The sequence below is a fragment of the Chryseobacterium sp. G0201 genome, assembly GCF_003815655.1.
Lineage (GTDB): Bacteria > Bacteroidota > Bacteroidia > Flavobacteriales > Weeksellaceae > Chryseobacterium.
Genome location: NZ_CP033917.1, coordinates 2182273 through 2201849, shown reverse-complemented (window position 1 = coordinate 2201849; position 19577 = coordinate 2182273). Strand labels below are relative to the sequence as shown.

Annotated in this window: 7 protein-coding genes, 4 tRNA genes and 6 rRNA genes; 2 read left to right on the top strand and 15 right to left on the bottom strand. The window is 40.5% G+C overall.

Annotation, left to right across the window (positions count from 1 at the left end; all coding sequences use genetic code 11):
* Nucleotides 1–61: 61 nt before the first annotated feature.
* Genes EG348_RS09920 through EG348_RS09910 form a run of 3 tightly spaced genes read right to left on the bottom strand, consistent with a single transcriptional unit; the run spans nucleotide 62 to nucleotide 2788 of the window.
* A complete protein-coding gene (locus EG348_RS09920) occupies nucleotides 62–802 on the bottom strand; it encodes a hypothetical protein (protein ID WP_123982904.1) in 741 nt (246 codons plus the stop codon).
* Nucleotides 803–812: 10 nt separating this feature from the next.
* Nucleotides 813–1895: a PorV/PorQ family protein gene (locus EG348_RS09915; RefSeq protein WP_410494142.1), complete on the bottom strand. Its 1083-nt coding sequence runs from the start codon at nucleotides 1893–1895 to the stop codon at nucleotides 813–815.
* A 17-nt stretch (nucleotides 1896–1912) separates the two neighbouring features.
* Nucleotides 1913–2788, bottom strand: a complete 876-nt coding sequence (locus tag EG348_RS09910; protein WP_123982900.1) for a DMT family transporter — start codon at nucleotides 2786–2788, stop codon at nucleotides 1913–1915.
* A gap of 412 nt (nucleotides 2789–3200) precedes the next feature.
* On the opposite strand from EG348_RS09910, the gene EG348_RS09905 reads away from it, so the two are divergent.
* Nucleotides 3201–4829 carry an acyl-CoA carboxylase subunit beta gene (locus EG348_RS09905; protein WP_123982898.1) on the top strand — a complete coding sequence of 543 codons (1629 nt, stop codon included), beginning with the start codon at nucleotides 3201–3203 and terminating at the stop codon, nucleotides 4827–4829.
* A gap of 324 nt (nucleotides 4830–5153) precedes the next feature.
* The gene (locus tag EG348_RS22075) at nucleotides 5154–5471 is read left to right on the top strand and encodes a VanZ family protein (RefSeq protein ID WP_164463278.1); all 318 of its coding nucleotides are present in this window, start codon (nucleotides 5154–5156) and stop codon (nucleotides 5469–5471) included.
* Nucleotides 5472–5770: 299 nt separating this feature from the next.
* On the opposite strand, the gene rrf (EG348_RS09895) is transcribed toward EG348_RS22075, so the two are convergent.
* The 12 genes from rrf (EG348_RS09895) to gcvH all read right to left on the bottom strand — a co-directional run bounded on the left by rrf (EG348_RS09895) (nucleotide 5771) and on the right by gcvH (nucleotide 19483).
* Nucleotides 5771–5878, bottom strand: a 5S ribosomal RNA gene (gene rrf, locus EG348_RS09895).
* 204 nt (nucleotides 5879–6082) lie between these two features.
* Nucleotides 6083–8849: ribosomal RNA gene (locus EG348_RS09890) — 23S ribosomal RNA — on the bottom strand.
* Between the two features lie 162 nt (nucleotides 8850–9011).
* Nucleotides 9012–9085: transfer RNA gene (locus EG348_RS09885), tRNA-Ala, on the bottom strand.
* Nucleotides 9086–9171: 86 nt separating this feature from the next.
* Nucleotides 9172–9245: transfer RNA gene (locus EG348_RS09880), tRNA-Ile, on the bottom strand.
* Nucleotides 9246–9468: 223 nt separating this feature from the next.
* Nucleotides 9469–10985 (bottom strand): 16S ribosomal RNA (locus EG348_RS09875).
* Between the two features lie 1519 nt (nucleotides 10986–12504).
* A 5S ribosomal RNA gene (gene rrf, locus EG348_RS09870) occupies nucleotides 12505–12612 on the bottom strand.
* Nucleotides 12613–12816: 204 nt separating this feature from the next.
* A 23S ribosomal RNA gene (locus tag EG348_RS09865) occupies nucleotides 12817–15583 on the bottom strand.
* A 162-nt stretch (nucleotides 15584–15745) separates the two neighbouring features.
* Nucleotides 15746–15819 (bottom strand) — tRNA-Ala (locus EG348_RS09860).
* An 86-nt stretch (nucleotides 15820–15905) separates the two neighbouring features.
* A tRNA-Ile gene (locus tag EG348_RS09855) sits at nucleotides 15906–15979 on the bottom strand.
* Between the two features lie 223 nt (nucleotides 15980–16202).
* Nucleotides 16203–17719, bottom strand: a 16S ribosomal RNA gene (locus tag EG348_RS09850).
* Together the 16S, 23S and 5S rRNA genes with 4 tRNA genes alongside form the textbook arrangement of a ribosomal RNA operon.
* Nucleotides 17720–18753: 1034 nt before the next feature.
* The gene (locus EG348_RS09845) at nucleotides 18754–19080 is read right to left on the bottom strand and encodes a VanZ family protein (protein ID WP_123985049.1); all 327 of its coding nucleotides are present in this window, start codon (nucleotides 19078–19080) and stop codon (nucleotides 18754–18756) included.
* A 25-nt stretch (nucleotides 19081–19105) separates the two neighbouring features.
* Nucleotides 19106–19483: a glycine cleavage system protein GcvH gene (gene gcvH, locus EG348_RS09840; RefSeq protein WP_123982896.1), complete on the bottom strand. Its 378-nt coding sequence runs from the start codon at nucleotides 19481–19483 to the stop codon at nucleotides 19106–19108.
* Nucleotides 19484–19577: the final 94 nt, after the last annotated feature.

Sequence of the window (19577 nt, the reverse complement as noted above, 5' to 3'; positions counted from 1 at the left end):
AACCCTTACCTGAGGTTTCAGGTAAGGGCTATTTTTTTATTTCTTGATGATGTAGTAAGCTTTATTTTCCGGCAAAAACTTCTTTAGCATATTCTCCATTTTTCTGAGGAATTTCTATTACAATATTTCCATTTTCAAAATAGCCGATCGTAGAATCTCCAGTTTCCAGTTTCACTCTGAAAACATCTGCTTTTGTAGTTGATTTAAAAGTCGCAAATGGCAAAGAACTATTGGGTTTAACCAAAATAAACTGGCTATTATCAATTTGTACTTTCTGTAAATCTACCTTTCCGTTACTGTATTTACTCGCTGTACTTTCTGCAGATACCGCAACAGTACTTGAAACATTATTATTTACAGGTGTTTCGGCCTCCTTTTGAGCCACAATTGCAACCGGGTTAGAAATTGGAACTACAACTAATGCCTGCTTTAAAGCATCCTGAAAACCTTCTTCAAATTCTTTGATTGTTGAGTTTCCTTTCGATTCAAGTATAGTTTTACCATTACAATCCTTAAACTGTAAGATCACTCTATTTCTCAACATCGTCTTATCATTAATAACATCTGCATTAATGATACTACAAGAGTTCCCCATCGCTTCCGACGGCCACTTCAATTTATCATCCTGAAGGATTACATATTTTTTTCCTTTTAAAGCATTTGCTAAAAAATTTTCTAGATCAAAACTGTTTTTAAAAGTTTGAAATTTTTCTGGAATAGAAACATATTTGTAATCAGAAATCTTTTGTCCGAAAGCAATTATTGAACAAATAGTAAGTATAAGTATTGATAGTTTTTTCATTTTAAAAATTTTAATCATTTCTAAACGTTCCCATATCCAATTTAAGTGAGAAGAAATTCGAATAGAAATTTGAACCTCCAATTCCTGAGTTTGTAATAGCATAATCTAACGTAAGACCTCTATATTTGATACCAATACCCGCACTTGGCTGGAAAGAGACTTTTCTTTTCAAGTCTTCAATATCTGTAATATTTTGGAATCTGTTTACCCCCAATCTTACAAAAATCATTTTTTGGTAGCCTACTTCAGCTCCCGCATAAGGCGTAATACTTGCAAAATCAGTAGAAACAAGAGCTGCTGTTTTAGCAAAATCTACATTAATACCAGCTTCAGGTAAAACATAAATACTGCTGTTGATATTAAAAATTTTACTTGCACCTACATTTAATTTAGGCATTGTAAGTTCCATTTTATCAGTTGGTGCAGGGTTAAATTCTTCACCATTTACAATCGTTGAAAGCTCTTTTTGATTAATGCTCCAAAAATTGACAGTTGTTGTTGCATCTCGAAGCATTCCCCCAAATTTCCATCCGTTGTCTGCCTTATAAATTGCACCTACGTCAAAACCAAAACCATAACCACTTGCAAATTTACCTACATTTCTATAAACAATTTTAGCATTTACTCCGACATCCAATTTAGGATTTCCTGCAGGATTAAAAGCATAAGAAATTATTGCTGCATAGTCTGACTGCGAAAATTTAGTGATTTTATCGTAGTCAATATTTCCTTCAGGATCGATCAACTGAGTTGTATTCAAAATATTATCAATACCAAGCCTTACAACCGAAACTCCGAAAACACCTGTTTCCAGAACTTTTGCGTATGCTAGGTAATCATATTTAGCAATCGACTCAAAATACTCGGCGTGCATTGCAGCTCCTTGCCAGTCTCGTTCAATCGACATCAAACCTGCCGGGTTCCACATAGGAGAATATACATCATCCTGATTGGATATCACGGCTCCTCCCATAGCAAGACCTCTGGCTCCTGCTCCGATATTTAAAAATTCGTTGGAATATTTCCTTATAATTTGAGCCTGAGAAGTCCCAAATAATACGAAAGAAGCAAGTAAAAAATATTTTTTCATCATATAAGTTTGATGCTTAGTTAAAGTTTTTTTGTTTTTCTGGCTTTTATTAATCCGTTTGCAATGATTGCCAGTATCATAACACCAGATGCAATATAAAATATTGGGCTCATATGTTCCGATTCTCCAAAGATAAAAAAAGCTAGTATAATTCCGTAAACTGGTTCTAAATTAACTGTTAAAATTAGTGTAAAAGGCGAAATATACTTCATTAGATTAACCGATTCCAACATCGGGAAAGCTGTAAAAACACTTGCCAATAAGCATATTAACGCAATATCGCTGTAACTTATTTCATTCATTTGAAAAATTTGACCACTAAATAGATAAAATATCAATAAAACAAACCATCCACAGAAGATTTCATAAAAAATAATGTTCCCGGAGCTTGTTTTCCCAAACATTTTTCCATTAAAAACGGAAAATATCGTCCCAAAAATGGCACAAAAGACTCCGTAAATGATTCCTTCTTTATATTGAAACTCTGTTTTAAAAATTAATAAAATACAGGAGACAATCACCACTCCCATGATTACTTCCGAAGCATCTATTTTTCTTTTAAAAATAATAGGTTCTAAAATGGAAGCAAATAATGTTGATAATGATAAACAGCTCAATGCTATCGAGACGTTTGAAACTTTGATCGAATAAAAGAAGCAATACCAGTGCAAAGCCATAGCAACTCCGATTGCAGCCAACTGAAAGAATATTTTCTTAGAAACTTTTATACTCTCTTTTTTATAGATTCTGATAAAAGCATATAAAAAGATCGCAGCAAAAAGCATTCTGTAAAATACAAGAATCTGTGCATTAGCCTGAATCAGTTTTCCTAGAATTGCAGTGAATCCCCACAAAAAAACAATTAAGTGTAATCTGAAAAGCGCTAATTTATGCATATCCTATCTTCTTTTAATTTTAACATGCAAATTTACAAATAGCTTTTACAAATCTTACAAAAAATATCTCTTTACTTCAATTAAATTTAAGAAATTGTGTTAAATAGTAATATTGAAATCAATTTTCTTTAAAATGACATTCATACAGACAAAAAACCCTGAAAGTCTGTTAAACTTTCAGGGCCTTCAAATAATAAACTATTAAAAAAATAAACTAGGAACTTAGAGTATTTCATAGAGAATATTATCCCTATAACTCTTATGTAAAGTTAGAAAAAATATCAAACATTTAAAACCTTTTTTTGTTAAATATTTCACAAAAATCTGAAAACCAACCTATTAAACACCTGTTTTATTTAAATTCAGAATTCTTATAAAAAGAGTATCTTTAGACGGAAAAATTTGAAATTTTATGGACATTGAATTCAACAAAAGAGAAGATCAAAACAGATTAAAACTATCCGAAATAAATAGACTACTTGCTGAAATAAAAAAAGGAGGAGGCGAAAAACGACTTCAAAAACTTCGTGATGAAGGAAAAATGACGGCAAGAGAAAGGGTGGAATATCTTCTTGATAAAGATTCAGATTCCATAGAAATTGGCGCATTTGCAGGCTATGAAATGTATGAAGAGCATGGTGGTTGCCCAGCTGGTGGCGTTGTTGTAGTTATGGGCTATGTTTCCGGAAGACAGTGCTTGGTAGTTGCTAATGATGCTTCTGTAAAGGCTGGAGCTTGGTTCCCAATTACCGGAAAGAAAAATTTGAGAGCTCAGGAAATTGCGATGGAAAATAAACTTCCAATTATTTATTTGGTAGATTCTGCAGGAGTTTATCTTCCCATGCAGGACGAAATTTTCCCTGATAAAGAGCATTTCGGAAGAATTTTCAGAAACAATGCCAAAATGAGCTCTATGGGAATTATTCAGATTTCTGCAGTAATGGGAAGTTGTGTTGCTGGTGGTGCATATTTACCAATCATGAGTGATGAAGCAATGATTGTTGACAAAACAGGCTCTATTTTCTTAGCCGGAAGTTATTTGGTAAAAGCCGCAATTGGCGAAACTATTGATAATGAAACACTTGGAGGAGCAACTACACACTGCTCAATTTCCGGAGTTACAGATTATAAAGCTAAAGATGATAAAGATGCTTTAAATAGAATTAAAACGATTATGAAATCTATCGGAAGTACTGAAAAAGCAGGCTTCGATAGAATTGAAAGTTTCCCTCCAAAGGAAAGTCCAGACAATATTTTCGGAATTGTACCTGTTTCAAGAGCAGATCAATATGATACTTTGGAAATTATCAAATGTATGGTCGACAATTCTGAGTACGAAGAATATAAACCTGATTATGGCAAAACTATCATCTGCGCAACGGCAAGAGTTGATGGTTGGTCCGTAGGAATTGTTGCTAATCAAAGAAAATTAGTAAAAAGTGGTAAAGGAGAAATGCAGTTTGGTGGAGTTATTTACTCTGATTCGGCTGATAAAGCGACAAGATTTATTGCAAACTGTAATCAAAGAAAAATTCCTTTGGTATTCTTACAGGATGTTACCGGTTTTATGGTAGGTTCAAAATCTGAGCACGGAGGAATCATCAAAGACGGAGCAAAAATGGTAAATGCTGTTGCTAATTCTGTAGTTCCAAAATTCACCATTATTACAGGAAACTCTTACGGTGCAGGAAATTATGCAATGTGTGGAAAAGCTTATGATCCGAGATTAATCGTTGCTTGGCCTTGGGCAGATCTAGCTGTAATGGGTGGTTCTCAGGCTGCAAAAGTATTGGCTCAGATTCAAGAATCTACATTGAAAAAACAAGGTAAAGAAATTACTGAGGAAGACCGTAATGAAATTCTGAATACAATCTCTAAAAGATACCAAAAACAAACAGAGTCTACTTATGCCGCAGCAAGGCTTTGGACAGACGCTATCATTAATCCTACAGATACCAGAAAATGGATCTCTATGGGTATTGAGGCTGCAAATAATGCTCCAATTACAGAGAAATTTAATTTGGGAGTAATACAGGTTTGATAAAACGATTTTAATTAAATATACAGCCTTACTTTTAAAGTGAGGCTTTTGTATTGAGTTAAAAAATATTAAAGAAGCATAAAGTTTTAAAATCTTCTACATTAGGGCAGAATTTTTGTTAATAAATTAAGCTTAAAAGCTAATAGCATACAACCTTTTTTATTACTAATCCCAAAAGGAAACCTATGAAAAGATTTTTTGCAGTACTTATTACTATTTATACTATTTTGCTTTTATACATGATGTTTATCGGATGTGATAGAGAAACGTCGTCTACAAGCTACTTTCAGCTAATTCCATTTAAAACGATTCACCATTTTTTCTGTGAATCATATTCATACACAGACATTTTTAATTAATATAATTGGAAATATTTTTGTTTTCAGTCCATTTGGCTTTTTAGGATTAAGTATAACAAAGCTTAATAAAATTATTCCTATTACTCTATTTTTTATCATTTCAATAACTCTAATTGAACTAACTCAATCTCTTACAGGCCGAGGTGTAGCTGACATTGACGATGTATTATTAAACACTCTAGGAATGTTAATTGGTTACTCTGCATTCAAATTTGCAGCTTGGAAGAATATAGCTAATATTAGATTTTATTTTGACCTTGAATATAAATTGCAAACAGCCTAGATTGTTTTAATCCTAAATTAAAAGAAAGTATTTTAATTTCTAACCAATCCTCTTAATTTGATAGAAATAATCTTGTTTTTTAACCCTATTTTATGATATATATATATATATGAATCAATAGGGCTTTAGCTAAAACTTAATATTATTTCTACTATAAATTACCACAGCGCTTCTATATTACTTCTATCAAAGTAGATGTCTGAGTTATTCCTTGAGTAAGTACAAAAAAAAAGTCTCATCCCTTAGTGTATGGACATAAAAAAACTCCTTCATCAATAGATGAAGGAGTTTTAAATAAAAACTGGCGGCGACCTACTCTCCCGCTTTCGCAGTACCATCGGCGCTGGTGGGCTTAACTTCTGTGTTCGGAATGGGAACAGGTGAGCCCCACCGCTAAAACCACCCTAAAGGCGTTATATAAGGTTGCAGGTTGATGGTTATAGATTGCAGGGAAAACCTGCTTTCTGACAGCTAACATCTGCTACCTGATTTTAATCGATAAAAACACTCACAAAGACAAAACCTTTCTTGCACTTGCAAGTCTCTTGAGATAGGTTTTTAATGTAATATTAATGATTACTCATTTGATGATTATATTTATTCCTTCAATAGGCAATAAATCTACGGGTAATTAGTACTACTCGGCTATGCTGTTACCAACTTTACACCTGTAGCCTATCAACGTCGTCATCTCCAACGACCCTTAAAAGATGTCTCATCTTGAGGCGAGTTTCGCACTTATATGCTTTCAGTGCTTATCTCTTCCAAACGTAGCTACTCAGCGGTGCTCCTGGCGGAACAACTGATACACCAGAGGTTTGTTCAATTCGGTCCTCTCGTACTAGAATCAAGCCCTCTCAAACATCTAACGCCCGCAATAGATAGAGACCGAACTGTCTCACGACGTTCTGAACCCAGCTCGCGTGCCACTTTAATGGGCGAACAGCCCAACCCTTGGGACCTTCTCCAGCCCCAGGATGTGACGAGCCGACATCGAGGTGCCGAACCTCCCCGTCGATGTGAGCTCTTGGGGGAGACTAGCCTGTTATCCCCGGAGTACCTTTTATCCTATGAGCGATGGCCCTTCCATACGGAACCACCGGATCACTATGTCCTGCTTTCGCACCTGATCGACTTGTAGGTCTCACAGTCAAGCACCCTTATGCCATTACACTCTACGCACGGTTACCAAGCGTGCTGAGGGTACCTTTGAAAGCCTCCGTTACTCTTTTGGAGGCGACCACCCCAGTCAAACTACCCACCACGCAATGTCCTTCTAAAAGAAGTTAGGCTCCAAGTAAGTAAAGGGTGGTATTTCAACGTTGACTCCACAAACACTAGCGTGCCTGCTTCAAAGTCTCCCACCTATCCTACACATTACTTACTCAAAGTCAATACGAAGTTATAGTAAAGGTTCACAGGGTCTTTTCGTCCCATTGCGGGTACTCGGCATCTTCACCGAGACTACAATTTCACAGAGCTCATGGTTGAGACAGTGCCCAGATCGTTACACCATTCGTGCAGGTCGGAACTTACCCGACAAGGAATTTCGCTACCTTAGGACCGTTATAGTTACGGCCGCCGTTTACTGGGGCTTCAGTCAAACGCTTCGCATTACTGCTAACGCCCTTCCTTAACCTTCCAGCACCGGGCAGGTGTCAGACCCTATACAGCATCTTTCGATTTAGCAGAGTCCTGTGTTTTTGATAAACAGTCGCCTGGGCCTTTTTACTGCGGCCACCATTGCTGATGGCGTCTCTTCTCCCGAAGTTACGAGACTATTTTGCCTAGTTCCTTAACCATGATTCACTCTAGCACCTTAGGATTCTCTCCTCGACTACCTGTGTCGGTTTTGGTACGGGTTGCTTCACTTCGGCTTTTCTTGGAAGCACTTTCCTTACAGCAACTTCGCCCGAAGGCTAGGTCTTGACTATTCCGTCAGTCTCCAGTAAGTACGGCACTCCGTCCCCTTTTTAGTGTGAGCAAGTATGGGAATATTAACCCATTGTCCATCCACTACCCCTTTCGGGTTCGCGTTAGGTCCCGACTAACCCTCAGCTGATTAGCATGGCTGAGGAAACCTTAGTCTTTCGGTGAGCGGGTTTCTCGCCCGCTTTATCGTTACTTATGCCTACATTTTCTTTTCTGTACGCTCCACAATGGCTCACGCCACTGCTTCTGTGCAAACAGAATGCTCCCCTACCAGATATAACCCAATGGTTATAAATCCATAGCTTCGGTACTCTATTTATGCCCGATTATTATCCATGCCGGACCGCTCGACTAGTGAGCTGTTACGCACTCTTTAAATGAATGGCTGCTTCCAAGCCAACATCCTAGCTGTCAATGCAGTCCAACCGCGTTGCTTCAACTTAATAGAGATTTGGGGACCTTAGCTGTTGGTCTGGGTTCTTTCCCTCTCGGACACGGACCTTAGCACCCGCGCCCTCACTGCCGTGGAACATTTATTAGCATTCGGAGTTTGTCAGGAATTGGTAGGATTTGACTCCCCCGCATCCAATCAGTAGCTCTACCTCTAATAAACTTATACACGACGCTGCACCTAAATGCATTTCGGGGAGTACGAGCTATCTCCCAGTTTGATTGGCCTTTCACCCCTACCCACAGGTCATCCGAAGACTTTTCAACGTCAACCGGTTCGGTCCTCCACTTTGTGTTACCAAAGCTTCAACCTGCCCATGGGTAGATCACAAGGTTTCGCGTCTAATACTACTAACTAAGCGCCCTATTCAGACTCGCTTTCGCTCCGGCTCCGGACCTGAAGTCCTTAACCTCGCTAGTAACATTAACTCGTAGGCTCATTATGCAAAAGGCACGCCGTCACCCAACATGTGGGCTCCGACCGCTTGTAGGCGTACGGTTTCAGGTTCTATTTCACCCTTCTATTCGAAGTGCTTTTCACCTTTCCTTCACAGTACTTGTTCACTATCGGTCTTTCAGGAGTATTTAGCCTTGGAGGATGGTCCCCCCATATTCAGACAGGATTTCACGTGTCCCGCCCTACTCATTTATCATCAAAATATACCTTTCAAATACGGGGCTATCACCCTCTATGGCTGTTCTTTCCAGAACATTCTTTTAAATATATAAAGACTTTTGGGCTAATCCGCGTTCGCTCGCCACTACTTACGGAATCTCTTCGATTTCTTTTCCTCCGGGTACTTAGATGTTTCAGTTCTCCGGGTTTGCTCTCTAAATAAATTTAGAGTGACATGTCTTCAACATGCCGGGTTGCCCCATTCGGACATCTGCGGATCAATTCGTGTGTGCCGATCCCCGCAGCTTTTCGCAGCTTACCGCGTCCTTCTTCGCCTCTGAAAGCCTAGGCATCCGCCATACGCCCTTAACGATTTCTTTCCTATTTTATTAATTACTCAAGCACTCGCAAGTGCTCGGTTTTCTCTTTGTGATATTTTTACCGTTAATGTCAATGATCTTTAATGTCTTTCTGCTTGTCTGATAAATGAATATTTGTTTTGGCTCTATTCATCGTACTTTTAAATCAGACTCACAAAACTGTGGAGAATAAGGGAGTCGAACCCTTGACCTCCTGCGTGCAAGGCAGGCGCTCTAGCCAGCTGAGCTAATTCCCCCTCTAGTCAGATGTTAGATGTTAGTAATTAGATATTAGTAAAAAACTAACTTCTAAGTTCTAATTTCTAACCTCTATTTTAATTAGTAGTCTCGGGCAGGCTCGAACTGCCGACCTCTACATTATCAGTGTAGCGCTCTAACCAGCTGAGCTACGAGACTTCATTATTTAGATATTAGAGGCTAGATTTTAGATGTTAGACTAATTTCTAACGACTAACTTCTAATTTCTAATTCTAAAATCTCTTTCTCCCTGATACTAATTTCTAGTGGGTTTTGTATTTTTTTAATATAAATCAACCGAGTAAAAAACTAAAACGTCCTTTAAGTAAGTACATGGTACACTTAAGTACCTTAATTTTGTTTAACGTCTAAAGACGCTCTAAAATGAGATGTTCCAGCCGCACCTTCCGGTACGGCTACCTTGTTACGACTTAGCCCTAGTTACCTGTTTTACCCTAGGCAGCTCCTGTTACGGTCACCGACTTCAGGTACCCCAGACTTCCATGGCTTGACGGGCGGTGTGTACAAGGCCCGGGAACGTATTCACCGCGCCATGGCTGATGCGCGATTACTAGCGATTCCAGCTTCATAGAGTCGAGTTGCAGACTCCAATCCGAACTGAGACCGGCTTTCGAGATTTGCATCACATCGCTGTGTAGCTGCCCTCTGTACCGGCCATTGTATTACGTGTGTGGCCCAAGGCGTAAGGGCCGTGATGATTTGACGTCATCCCCACCTTCCTCTCTACTTGCGTAGGCAGTCTCACTAGAGTCCTCAACTTAATGCTAGCAACTAGTGACAGGGGTTGCGCTCGTTGCAGGACTTAACCTAACACCTCACGGCACGAGCTGACGACAACCATGCAGCACCTTGAAAATTGTCCGAAGAAAAGTCTATTTCTAAACCTGTCAATTCCCATTTAAGCCTTGGTAAGGTTCCTCGCGTATCATCGAATTAAACCACATAATCCACCGCTTGTGCGGGCCCCCGTCAATTCCTTTGAGTTTCATTCTTGCGAACGTACTCCCCAGGTGGCTAACTTATCACTTTCGCTTAGTCTCTGAATCCGAAAACCCAAAAACGAGTTAGCATCGTTTACGGCGTGGACTACCAGGGTATCTAATCCTGTTCGCTCCCCACGCTTTCGTCCATCAGCGTCAGTTAAGACATGGTAACCTGCCTTCGCAATTGGTGTTCTAAGTAATATCTATGCATTTCACCGCTACACTACTTATTCCAGCTACCTCTACCTTACTCAAGGCTCGCAGTATCAATGGCAGTTTCATAGTTAAGCTATGAGATTTCACCACTGACTTACGAGCCCGCCTACGGACCCTTTAAACCCAATAAATCCGGATAACGCTTGCACCCTCCGTATTACCGCGGCTGCTGGCACGGAGTTAGCCGGTGCTTATTCGTATAGTACCTTCAGCTTTCCACACGTGGAAAGGTTTATCCCTATACAAAAGAAGTTTACAACCCATAGGGCCGTCGTCCTTCACGCGGGATGGCTGGATCAGGCTCTCACCCATTGTCCAATATTCCTCACTGCTGCCTCCCGTAGGAGTCTGGTCCGTGTCTCAGTACCAGTGTGGGGGATCACCCTCTCAGGCCCCCTAAAGATCATTGACTTGGTGAGCCGTTACCTCACCAACTATCTAATCTTGCGCGTGCCCATCTCTATCCACCGGAGTTTTCAATATTAAATGATGCCATTCAATATATTATGGGGTATTAATCTTCCTTTCGAAAGGCTATCCCCCAGATAAAGGCAGGTTGCACACGTGTTCCGCACCCGTACGCCGCTCTCAAGATCCCGAAAGATCTCTACCGCTCGGCTTGCATGTGTTAGGCCTCCCGCTAGCGTTCATCCTGAGCCAGGATCAAACTCTCCATTGTATGTTTGTCTGACTCACTCAAAGTTATTAACGTTCTAGTCTTTTCCTTACTTGGTTGTTATATCTATTTTTCAATGATCTTCTTGTATCTTCCGCTTTTTACCATACCTAATTTTCTGTCGTTTTCAGTATAGATTTGCGTGTGCAAAAGTAATTATTTATTTCTAATTGACCAAGATATTTTTGATTTAATTTAAAGTTTTTTAATTTACCCTAATCTCATCTTTCAATATCCCAATCTTCTACTCCTCTGCTCCCGTTTTACCGGACTGCAAAGATACAAATCTTTTTAAACCTTACAACTTTTATTTACTAAAAATTTAAAGTTTATTTCTAATCCGTTTCGTAGTATTCATACTCTATTACCTACTTCTGCGCTACTTCCAACTTCTCGTTTTCAGTGGGGCAAAAGTACTCCAATCTTACCCACCATTCCAAATATATTTAACATAAAATTTACTTTTAGTTCATATTTAAGGGTAAGTAATTGATAACGTGGAAGAATAATTTTAAACTAATGCTTGTTTTTTTGAGGTATTAGGCCTGAGGAATTAAGGATAAGGCAGTAGGCGGAAGGGCTGAAGTGGTTTAGAGTGGGAGGATATGAGTCTTTCGAGGAGAAGATTTTGGGATTAACAGGAAGGATATTGGGTTTTTGCGCTTTAAAGTTGGAGATAAAAATGTGTTTTTTTTTGAATTAGGATAGTAAAGGGTTAATTCTGGGAAAGTAGAATAGAAAATGTAATTGATAAGGATGGATAATTAACCGGAACTTTTTAAGCTTTCAAATAATTTGAAAAATATACCCGGAAAATATTCTAAAGAAAAATAGAAAACGACAACAAGTGTGAAGGATAAAATCATCAGGATCCGGAATAAGCATGAAGCTATTGATTTTTATTTAAGGTTAGGCTAAAGCCCACTCCTATTGAATAGGGCTTACATCTTAAATTATAATCAATTAATACATGCCTTATGCGAAATTTTAATTTACCACAGATCACACGGATTTTCACAGATGTTTGTTAATATTTTTTAATTGAAAGATTATTTACTGCTACAGGCAACGAACATCTATAAAAGGGATTGCTTTACTTCAACAGGCTCAACACAGGCTAGCTTCGCTCCTCACAATGACACAAAAAAGTATTTAGTATTTAGTAAAAAATAAGGATGACAAGAAAAATAGCTTTTCTACACGGTATCAAGTTTGATAAGAATGATCTCTCGCAGATTAAGCGGATAAAGCAGATTTTTAAATAAATTTAAAAAGAGGTTTTAGATCCTTCCAGGATGACAAAGAGAGCGGGAGAGTTAAGGGTTTAAGAGTTGGAAGGTTTGATTGCTTTTAGCTTTTAGCTTTTAGCTTTTAGCTTTTAGCTTTTAGCTTTTAGCAAAATTACTTATTCCCCGTGGCAATGATTTCTTATTATCTATTACCCATTATTTATATTATTCATGTATTGTGGTATGGACATAAAAAAACTCCTTCATCAATTGATGAAGGAGTTTTAAATAAAAACTGGCGGCGACCTACTCTCCCGCTTTCGCAGTACCATCGGCGCTGGTGGGCTTAACTTCTGTGTTCGGAATGGGAACAGGTGAGCCCCACCGCTAAAACCACCCTAAAGGCGTTATATAAGGTTGCAGGTTGATGGTTATAGATTGCAGGGAAAACCTGCTTTCTGACAGCTAACATCTGCTACCTGATTTTAATCGATAAAAACACTCACAAAGACAAAACCTTTCTTGCACTTGCAAGTCTCTTGAGATAGGTTTTTAATGTAATATTAATGATTACTCATTTGATGATTATATTTATTCCTTCAATAGGCAATAAATCTACGGGTAATTAGTACTACTCGGCTATGCTGTTACCAACTTTACACCTGTAGCCTATCAACGTCGTCATCTCCAACGACCCTTAAAAGATGTCTCATCTTGAGGCGAGTTTCGCACTTATATGCTTTCAGTGCTTATCTCTTCCAAACGTAGCTACTCAGCGGTGCTCCTGGCGGAACAACTGATACACCAGAGGTTTGTTCAATTCGGTCCTCTCGTACTAGAATCAAGCCCTCTCAAACATCTAACGCCCGCAATAGATAGAGACCGAACTGTCTCACGACGTTCTGAACCCAGCTCGCGTGCCACTTTAATGGGCGAACAGCCCAACCCTTGGGACCTTCTCCAGCCCCAGGATGTGACGAGCCGACATCGAGGTGCCGAACCTCCCCGTCGATGTGAGCTCTTGGGGGAGACTAGCCTGTTATCCCCGGAGTACCTTTTATCCTATGAGCGATGGCCCTTCCATACGGAACCACCGGATCACTATGTCCTGCTTTCGCACCTGATCGACTTGTAGGTCTCACAGTCAAGCACCCTTATGCCATTACACTCTACGCACGGTTACCAAGCGTGCTGAGGGTACCTTTGAAAGCCTCCGTTACTCTTTTGGAGGCGACCACCCCAGTCAAACTACCCACCACGCAATGTCCTTCTAAAAGAAGTTAGGCTCCAAGTAAGTAAAGGGTGGTATTTCAACGTTGACTCCACAAACACTAGCGTGCCTGCTTCAAAGTCTCCCACCTATCCTACACATTACTTACTCAAAGTCAATACGAAGTTATAGTAAAGGTTCACAGGGTCTTTTCGTCCCATTGCGGGTACTCGGCATCTTCACCGAGACTACAATTTCACAGAGCTCATGGTTGAGACAGTGCCCAGATCGTTACACCATTCGTGCAGGTCGGAACTTACCCGACAAGGAATTTCGCTACCTTAGGACCGTTATAGTTACGGCCGCCGTTTACTGGGGCTTCAGTCAAACGCTTCGCATTACTGCTAACGCCCTTCCTTAACCTTCCAGCACCGGGCAGGTGTCAGACCCTATACAGCATCTTTCGATTTAGCAGAGTCCTGTGTTTTTGATAAACAGTCGCCTGGGCCTTTTTACTGCGGCCACCATTGCTGATGGCGTCTCTTCTCCCGAAGTTACGAGACTATTTTGCCTAGTTCCTTAACCATGATTCACTCTAGCACCTTAGGATTCTCTCCTCGACTACCTGTGTCGGTTTTGGTACGGGTTGCTTCACTTCGGCTTTTCTTGGAAGCACTTTCCTTACAGCAACTTCGCCCGAAGGCTAGGTCTTGACTATTCCGTCAGTCTCCAGTAAGTACGGCACTCCGTCCCCTTTTTAGTGTGAGCAAGTATGGGAATATTAACCCATTGTCCATCCACTACCCCTTTCGGGTTCGCGTTAGGTCCCGACTAACCCTCAGCTGATTAGCATGGCTGAGGAAACCTTAGTCTTTCGGTGAGCGGGTTTCTCGCCCGCTTTATCGTTACTTATGCCTACATTTTCTTTTCTGTACGCTCCACAATGGCTCACGCCACTGCTTCTGTGCAAACAGAATGCTCCCCTACCAGATATAACCCAATGGTTATAAATCCATAGCTTCGGTACTCTATTTATGCCCGATTATTATCCATGCCGGACCGCTCGACTAGTGAGCTGTTACGCACTCTTTAAATGAATGGCTGCTTCCAAGCCAACATCCTAGCTGTCAATGCAGTCCAACCGCGTTGCTTCAACTTAATAGAGATTTGGGGACCTTAGCTGTTGGTCTGGGTTCTTTCCCTCTCGGACACGGACCTTAGCACCCGCGCCCTCACTGCCGTGGAACATTTATTAGCATTCGGAGTTTGTCAGGAATTGGTAGGATTTGACTCCCCCGCATCCAATCAGTAGCTCTACCTCTAATAAACTTATACACGACGCTGCACCTAAATGCATTTCGGGGAGTACGAGCTATCTCCCAGTTTGATTGGCCTTTCACCCCTACCCACAGGTCATCCGAAGACTTTTCAACGTCAACCGGTTCGGTCCTCCACTTTGTGTTACCAAAGCTTCAACCTGCCCATGGGTAGATCACAAGGTTTCGCGTCTAATACTACTAACTAAGCGCCCTATTCAGACTCGCTTTCGCTCCGGCTCCGGACCTGAAGTCCTTAACCTCGCTAGTAACATTAACTCGTAGGCTCATTATGCAAAAGGCACGCCGTCACCCAACATGTGGGCTCCGACCGCTTGTAGGCGTACGGTTTCAGGTTCTATTTCACCCTTCTATTCGAAGTGCTTTTCACCTTTCCTTCACAGTACTTGTTCACTATCGGTCTTTCAGGAGTATTTAGCCTTGGAGGATGGTCCCCCCATATTCAGACAGGATTTCACGTGTCCCGCCCTACTCATTTATCATCAAAATATACCTTTCAAATACGGGGCTATCACCCTCTATGGCTGTTCTTTCCAGAACATTCTTTTAAATATATAAAGACTTTTGGGCTAATCCGCGTTCGCTCGCCACTACTTACGGAATCTCTTCGATTTCTTTTCCTCCGGGTACTTAGATGTTTCAGTTCTCCGGGTTTGCTCTCTAAATAAATTTAGAGTGACATGTCTTCAACATGCCGGGTTGCCCCATTCGGACATCTGCGGATCAATTCGTGTGTGCCGATCCCCGCAGCTTTTCGCAGCTTACCGCGTCCTTCTTCGCCTCTGAAAGCCTAGGCATCCGCCATACGCCCTTAACGATTTCTTTCCTATTTTATTAATTACTCAAGCACTCGCAAGTGCTCGGTTTTCTCTTTGTGATATTTTTACCGTTAATGTCAATGATCTTTAATGTCTTTCTGCTTGTCTGATAAATGAATATTTGTTTTGGCTCTATTCATCGTACTTTTAAATCAGACTCACAAAACTGTGGAGAATAAGGGAGTCGAACCCTTGACCTCCTGCGTGCAAGGCAGGCGCTCTAGCCAGCTGAGCTAATTCCCCCTCTAGTCAGATGTTAGATGTTAGTAATTAGATATTAGTAAAAAACTAACTTCTAAGTTCTAATTTCTAACCTCTATTTTAATTAGTAGTCTCGGGCAGGCTCGAACTGCCGACCTCTACATTATCAGTGTAGCGCTCTAACCAGCTGAGCTACGAGACTTCATTATTTAGATATTAGAGGCTAGATTTTAGATGTTAGACTAATTTCTAACGACTAACTTCTAATTTCTAATTCTAAAATCTCTTTCTCCCTGATACTAATTTCTAGTGGGTTTTGTATTTTTTTAATATAAATCAACCGAGTAAAAAACTAAAACGTCCTTTAAGTAAGTACATGGTACACTTAAGTACCTTAATTTTGTTTAACGTCTAAAGACGCTCTAAAATGAGATGTTCCAGCCGCACCTTCCGGTACGGCTACCTTGTTACGACTTAGCCCTAGTTACCTGTTTTACCCTAGGCAGCTCCTGTTACGGTCACCGACTTCAGGTACCCCAGACTTCCATGGCTTGACGGGCGGTGTGTACAAGGCCCGGGAACGTATTCACCGCGCCATGGCTGATGCGCGATTACTAGCGATTCCAGCTTCATAGAGTCGAGTTGCAGACTCCAATCCGAACTGAGACCGGCTTTCGAGATTTGCATCACATCGCTGTGTAGCTGCCCTCTGTACCGGCCATTGTATTACGTGTGTGGCCCAAGGCGTAAGGGCCGTGATGATTTGACGTCATCCCCACCTTCCTCTCTACTTGCGTAGGCAGTCTCACTAGAGTCCTCAACTTAATGCTAGCAACTAGTGACAGGGGTTGCGCTCGTTGCAGGACTTAACCTAACACCTCACGGCACGAGCTGACGACAACCATGCAGCACCTTGAAAATTGTCCGAAGAAAAGTCTATTTCTAAACCTGTCAATTCCCATTTAAGCCTTGGTAAGGTTCCTCGCGTATCATCGAATTAAACCACATAATCCACCGCTTGTGCGGGCCCCCGTCAATTCCTTTGAGTTTCATTCTTGCGAACGTACTCCCCAGGTGGCTAACTTATCACTTTCGCTTAGTCTCTGAATCCGAAAACCCAAAAACGAGTTAGCATCGTTTACGGCGTGGACTACCAGGGTATCTAATCCTGTTCGCTCCCCACGCTTTCGTCCATCAGCGTCAGTTAAGACATGGTAACCTGCCTTCGCAATTGGTGTTCTAAGTAATATCTATGCATTTCACCGCTACACTACTTATTCCAGCTACCTCTACCTTACTCAAGGCTCGCAGTATCAATGGCAGTTTCATAGTTAAGCTATGAGATTTCACCACTGACTTACGAGCCCGCCTACGGACCCTTTAAACCCAATAAATCCGGATAACGCTTGCACCCTCCGTATTACCGCGGCTGCTGGCACGGAGTTAGCCGGTGCTTATTCGTATAGTACCTTCAGCTTCCCACACGTGGAAAGGTTTATCCCTATACAAAAGAAGTTTACAACCCATAGGGCCGTCGTCCTTCACGCGGGATGGCTGGATCAGGCTCTCACCCATTGTCCAATATTCCTCACTGCTGCCTCCCGTAGGAGTCTGGTCCGTGTCTCAGTACCAGTGTGGGGGATCACCCTCTCAGGCCCCCTAAAGATCATTGACTTGGTGAGCCGTTACCTCACCAACTATCTAATCTTGCGCGTGCCCATCTCTATCCACCGGAGTTTTCAATATCAAATGATGCCATCTAATATATTATGGGGTATTAATCTTCCTTTCGAAAGGCTATCCCCCAGATAAAGGCAGGTTGCACACGTGTTCCGCACCCGTACGCCGCTCTCAAGATCCCGAAAGATCTCTACCGCTCGGCTTGCATGTGTTAGGCCTCCCGCTAGCGTTCATCCTGAGCCAGGATCAAACTCTCCATTGTATGTTTGTCTGACTCACTCAAAGTTATTAACGTTCTAGTCTTTTCCTTACTTGGTTGTTATATCTATTTTTCAATGATCTTCTTGTATCTTCCGCTTTTTACCATACCTAATTTTCTGTCGTTTTCAGTATAGATTTGCGTGTGCAAAAGTAATTATTTATTTCTAATTGACCAAGATATTTTTGATTTAATTTAAAGTTTTTTAATTCACCCTAATCTCATCTTTCAACATCCCAATCTTCTACTCCTCTGCTCCCGTTTTACCGGACTGCAAAGATACAAATCTTTTTAAACCTTACAACTTTTATTTACTAAAAATTTAAAGTTTATTTCTAATCCGTTTCGTAGTATTCATACTCTATTACCTACTTCTGCGCTACTTCCAACATATCGTTTTCAGTGGGGCAAAAGTACTCCAATCTTACCCACCGTTCCAAATATATTTAACATAATGTTCATACAAAACTCGTATTGTGGAAAAGTTTTGATTATAAGCTATTGATATAGTTTTATTTATAGAGTAAGCCGTAGTTATCCACACTATTCGATTGTCTTTTTGAGAAGTGTCAGAATAGGTGTTTTCAACGGTTGAAAGCACTTTGAAGAGGATTTCTTGGATTATTAAATATACTATATATAAGGTATACTCTAATAAACCTTTTAGGTTTTGAAAACTTAAAAGGTTTTAATGTGAAGGATGAGGACTATGTTTGAGGGATGCTTTTTTATTTCCCACAGATTTTCACAGATTGGCACAGATGATTGTGGGATAACTTAGACGTTTGATTGTGAGAGAGTTGGAGGGTATTAGGATTGTTTTTAGGGTTGGGAAGATTGATTGATTATGTCGGTCGAAAAATTCTATTGCAAGAAATAGTAATAACAGCGCCAAATACCCTAGCCCAGATAGGAGCGGTTACCCCACAGCAAGAAGTTGGATCTGAAAGAAGGCGCTGGCGCGAGGAGTATGAGTGGAGAGCTGGAAATAGCTTCTAAGAAAAAGTCGGAAGGCAATCCGCACGTTTATTGGTCGATCAGAAAAATCTTTTGACTAATACCTTATATGTATAGTATCCGAGTAAGCAGCCTATAGTATCGGCTACGATGTCTAAGGATTCCATAGATCTGCCCAATCCCATTTCCTCTTGAAGGATCTCGGTGAGAAATGCATATATAAGTATGATCTGAAAGAAATAGGAGAATTTGATCTTTGGAAAGGCGCCAATGAATAAGAAGCCCAGTGTGGAAAATATGCTTAAGTGTAAAACTTTGTCTACACCATTAAACATAAACCAATATTCTTGGTTTTCTTCTCCCGGTTTCAGGAGCATGTAAGTAAGAAATGCCCAATAAATGGGCAATATCTTACCTAATATTTTTGATATTTTATCCAATGATAGCTTGGTATTCTTCTGCTGTAAGTAATTCTGATTGATCTGCACCGTCAGCAAGTTCTAATTTGATGATCCATCCGTTTCCATAAGGATCTGTGTTTAACAATTCCGGCTGACCTTCTAATTCTGAATTAAACTCGATCACTTTTCCTGCGATAGGTAAGAATAAGTCTGAAACCGTTTTTACTGCTTCAACACTTCCGAAAACTGCACCTCCTTCTAAATCATCATCTACAGTATCTATATCTACATAAACGATGTCTCCAAGTTCTCCTTGTGCAAAATCAGTAATACCAATTGTAGCCACGTTTCCTTCAATCTTGATCCATTCGTGGTCCTTTGTGTACTTTAATTCTGATGGTGTGTTCATTTTTAAATTTTTATTTTTACAAATGTATTCAAAATAATAGTAGGTTCAAATATTGAATATAAAAAATGTCCCTCAAAATTGAAGGACATTTAAT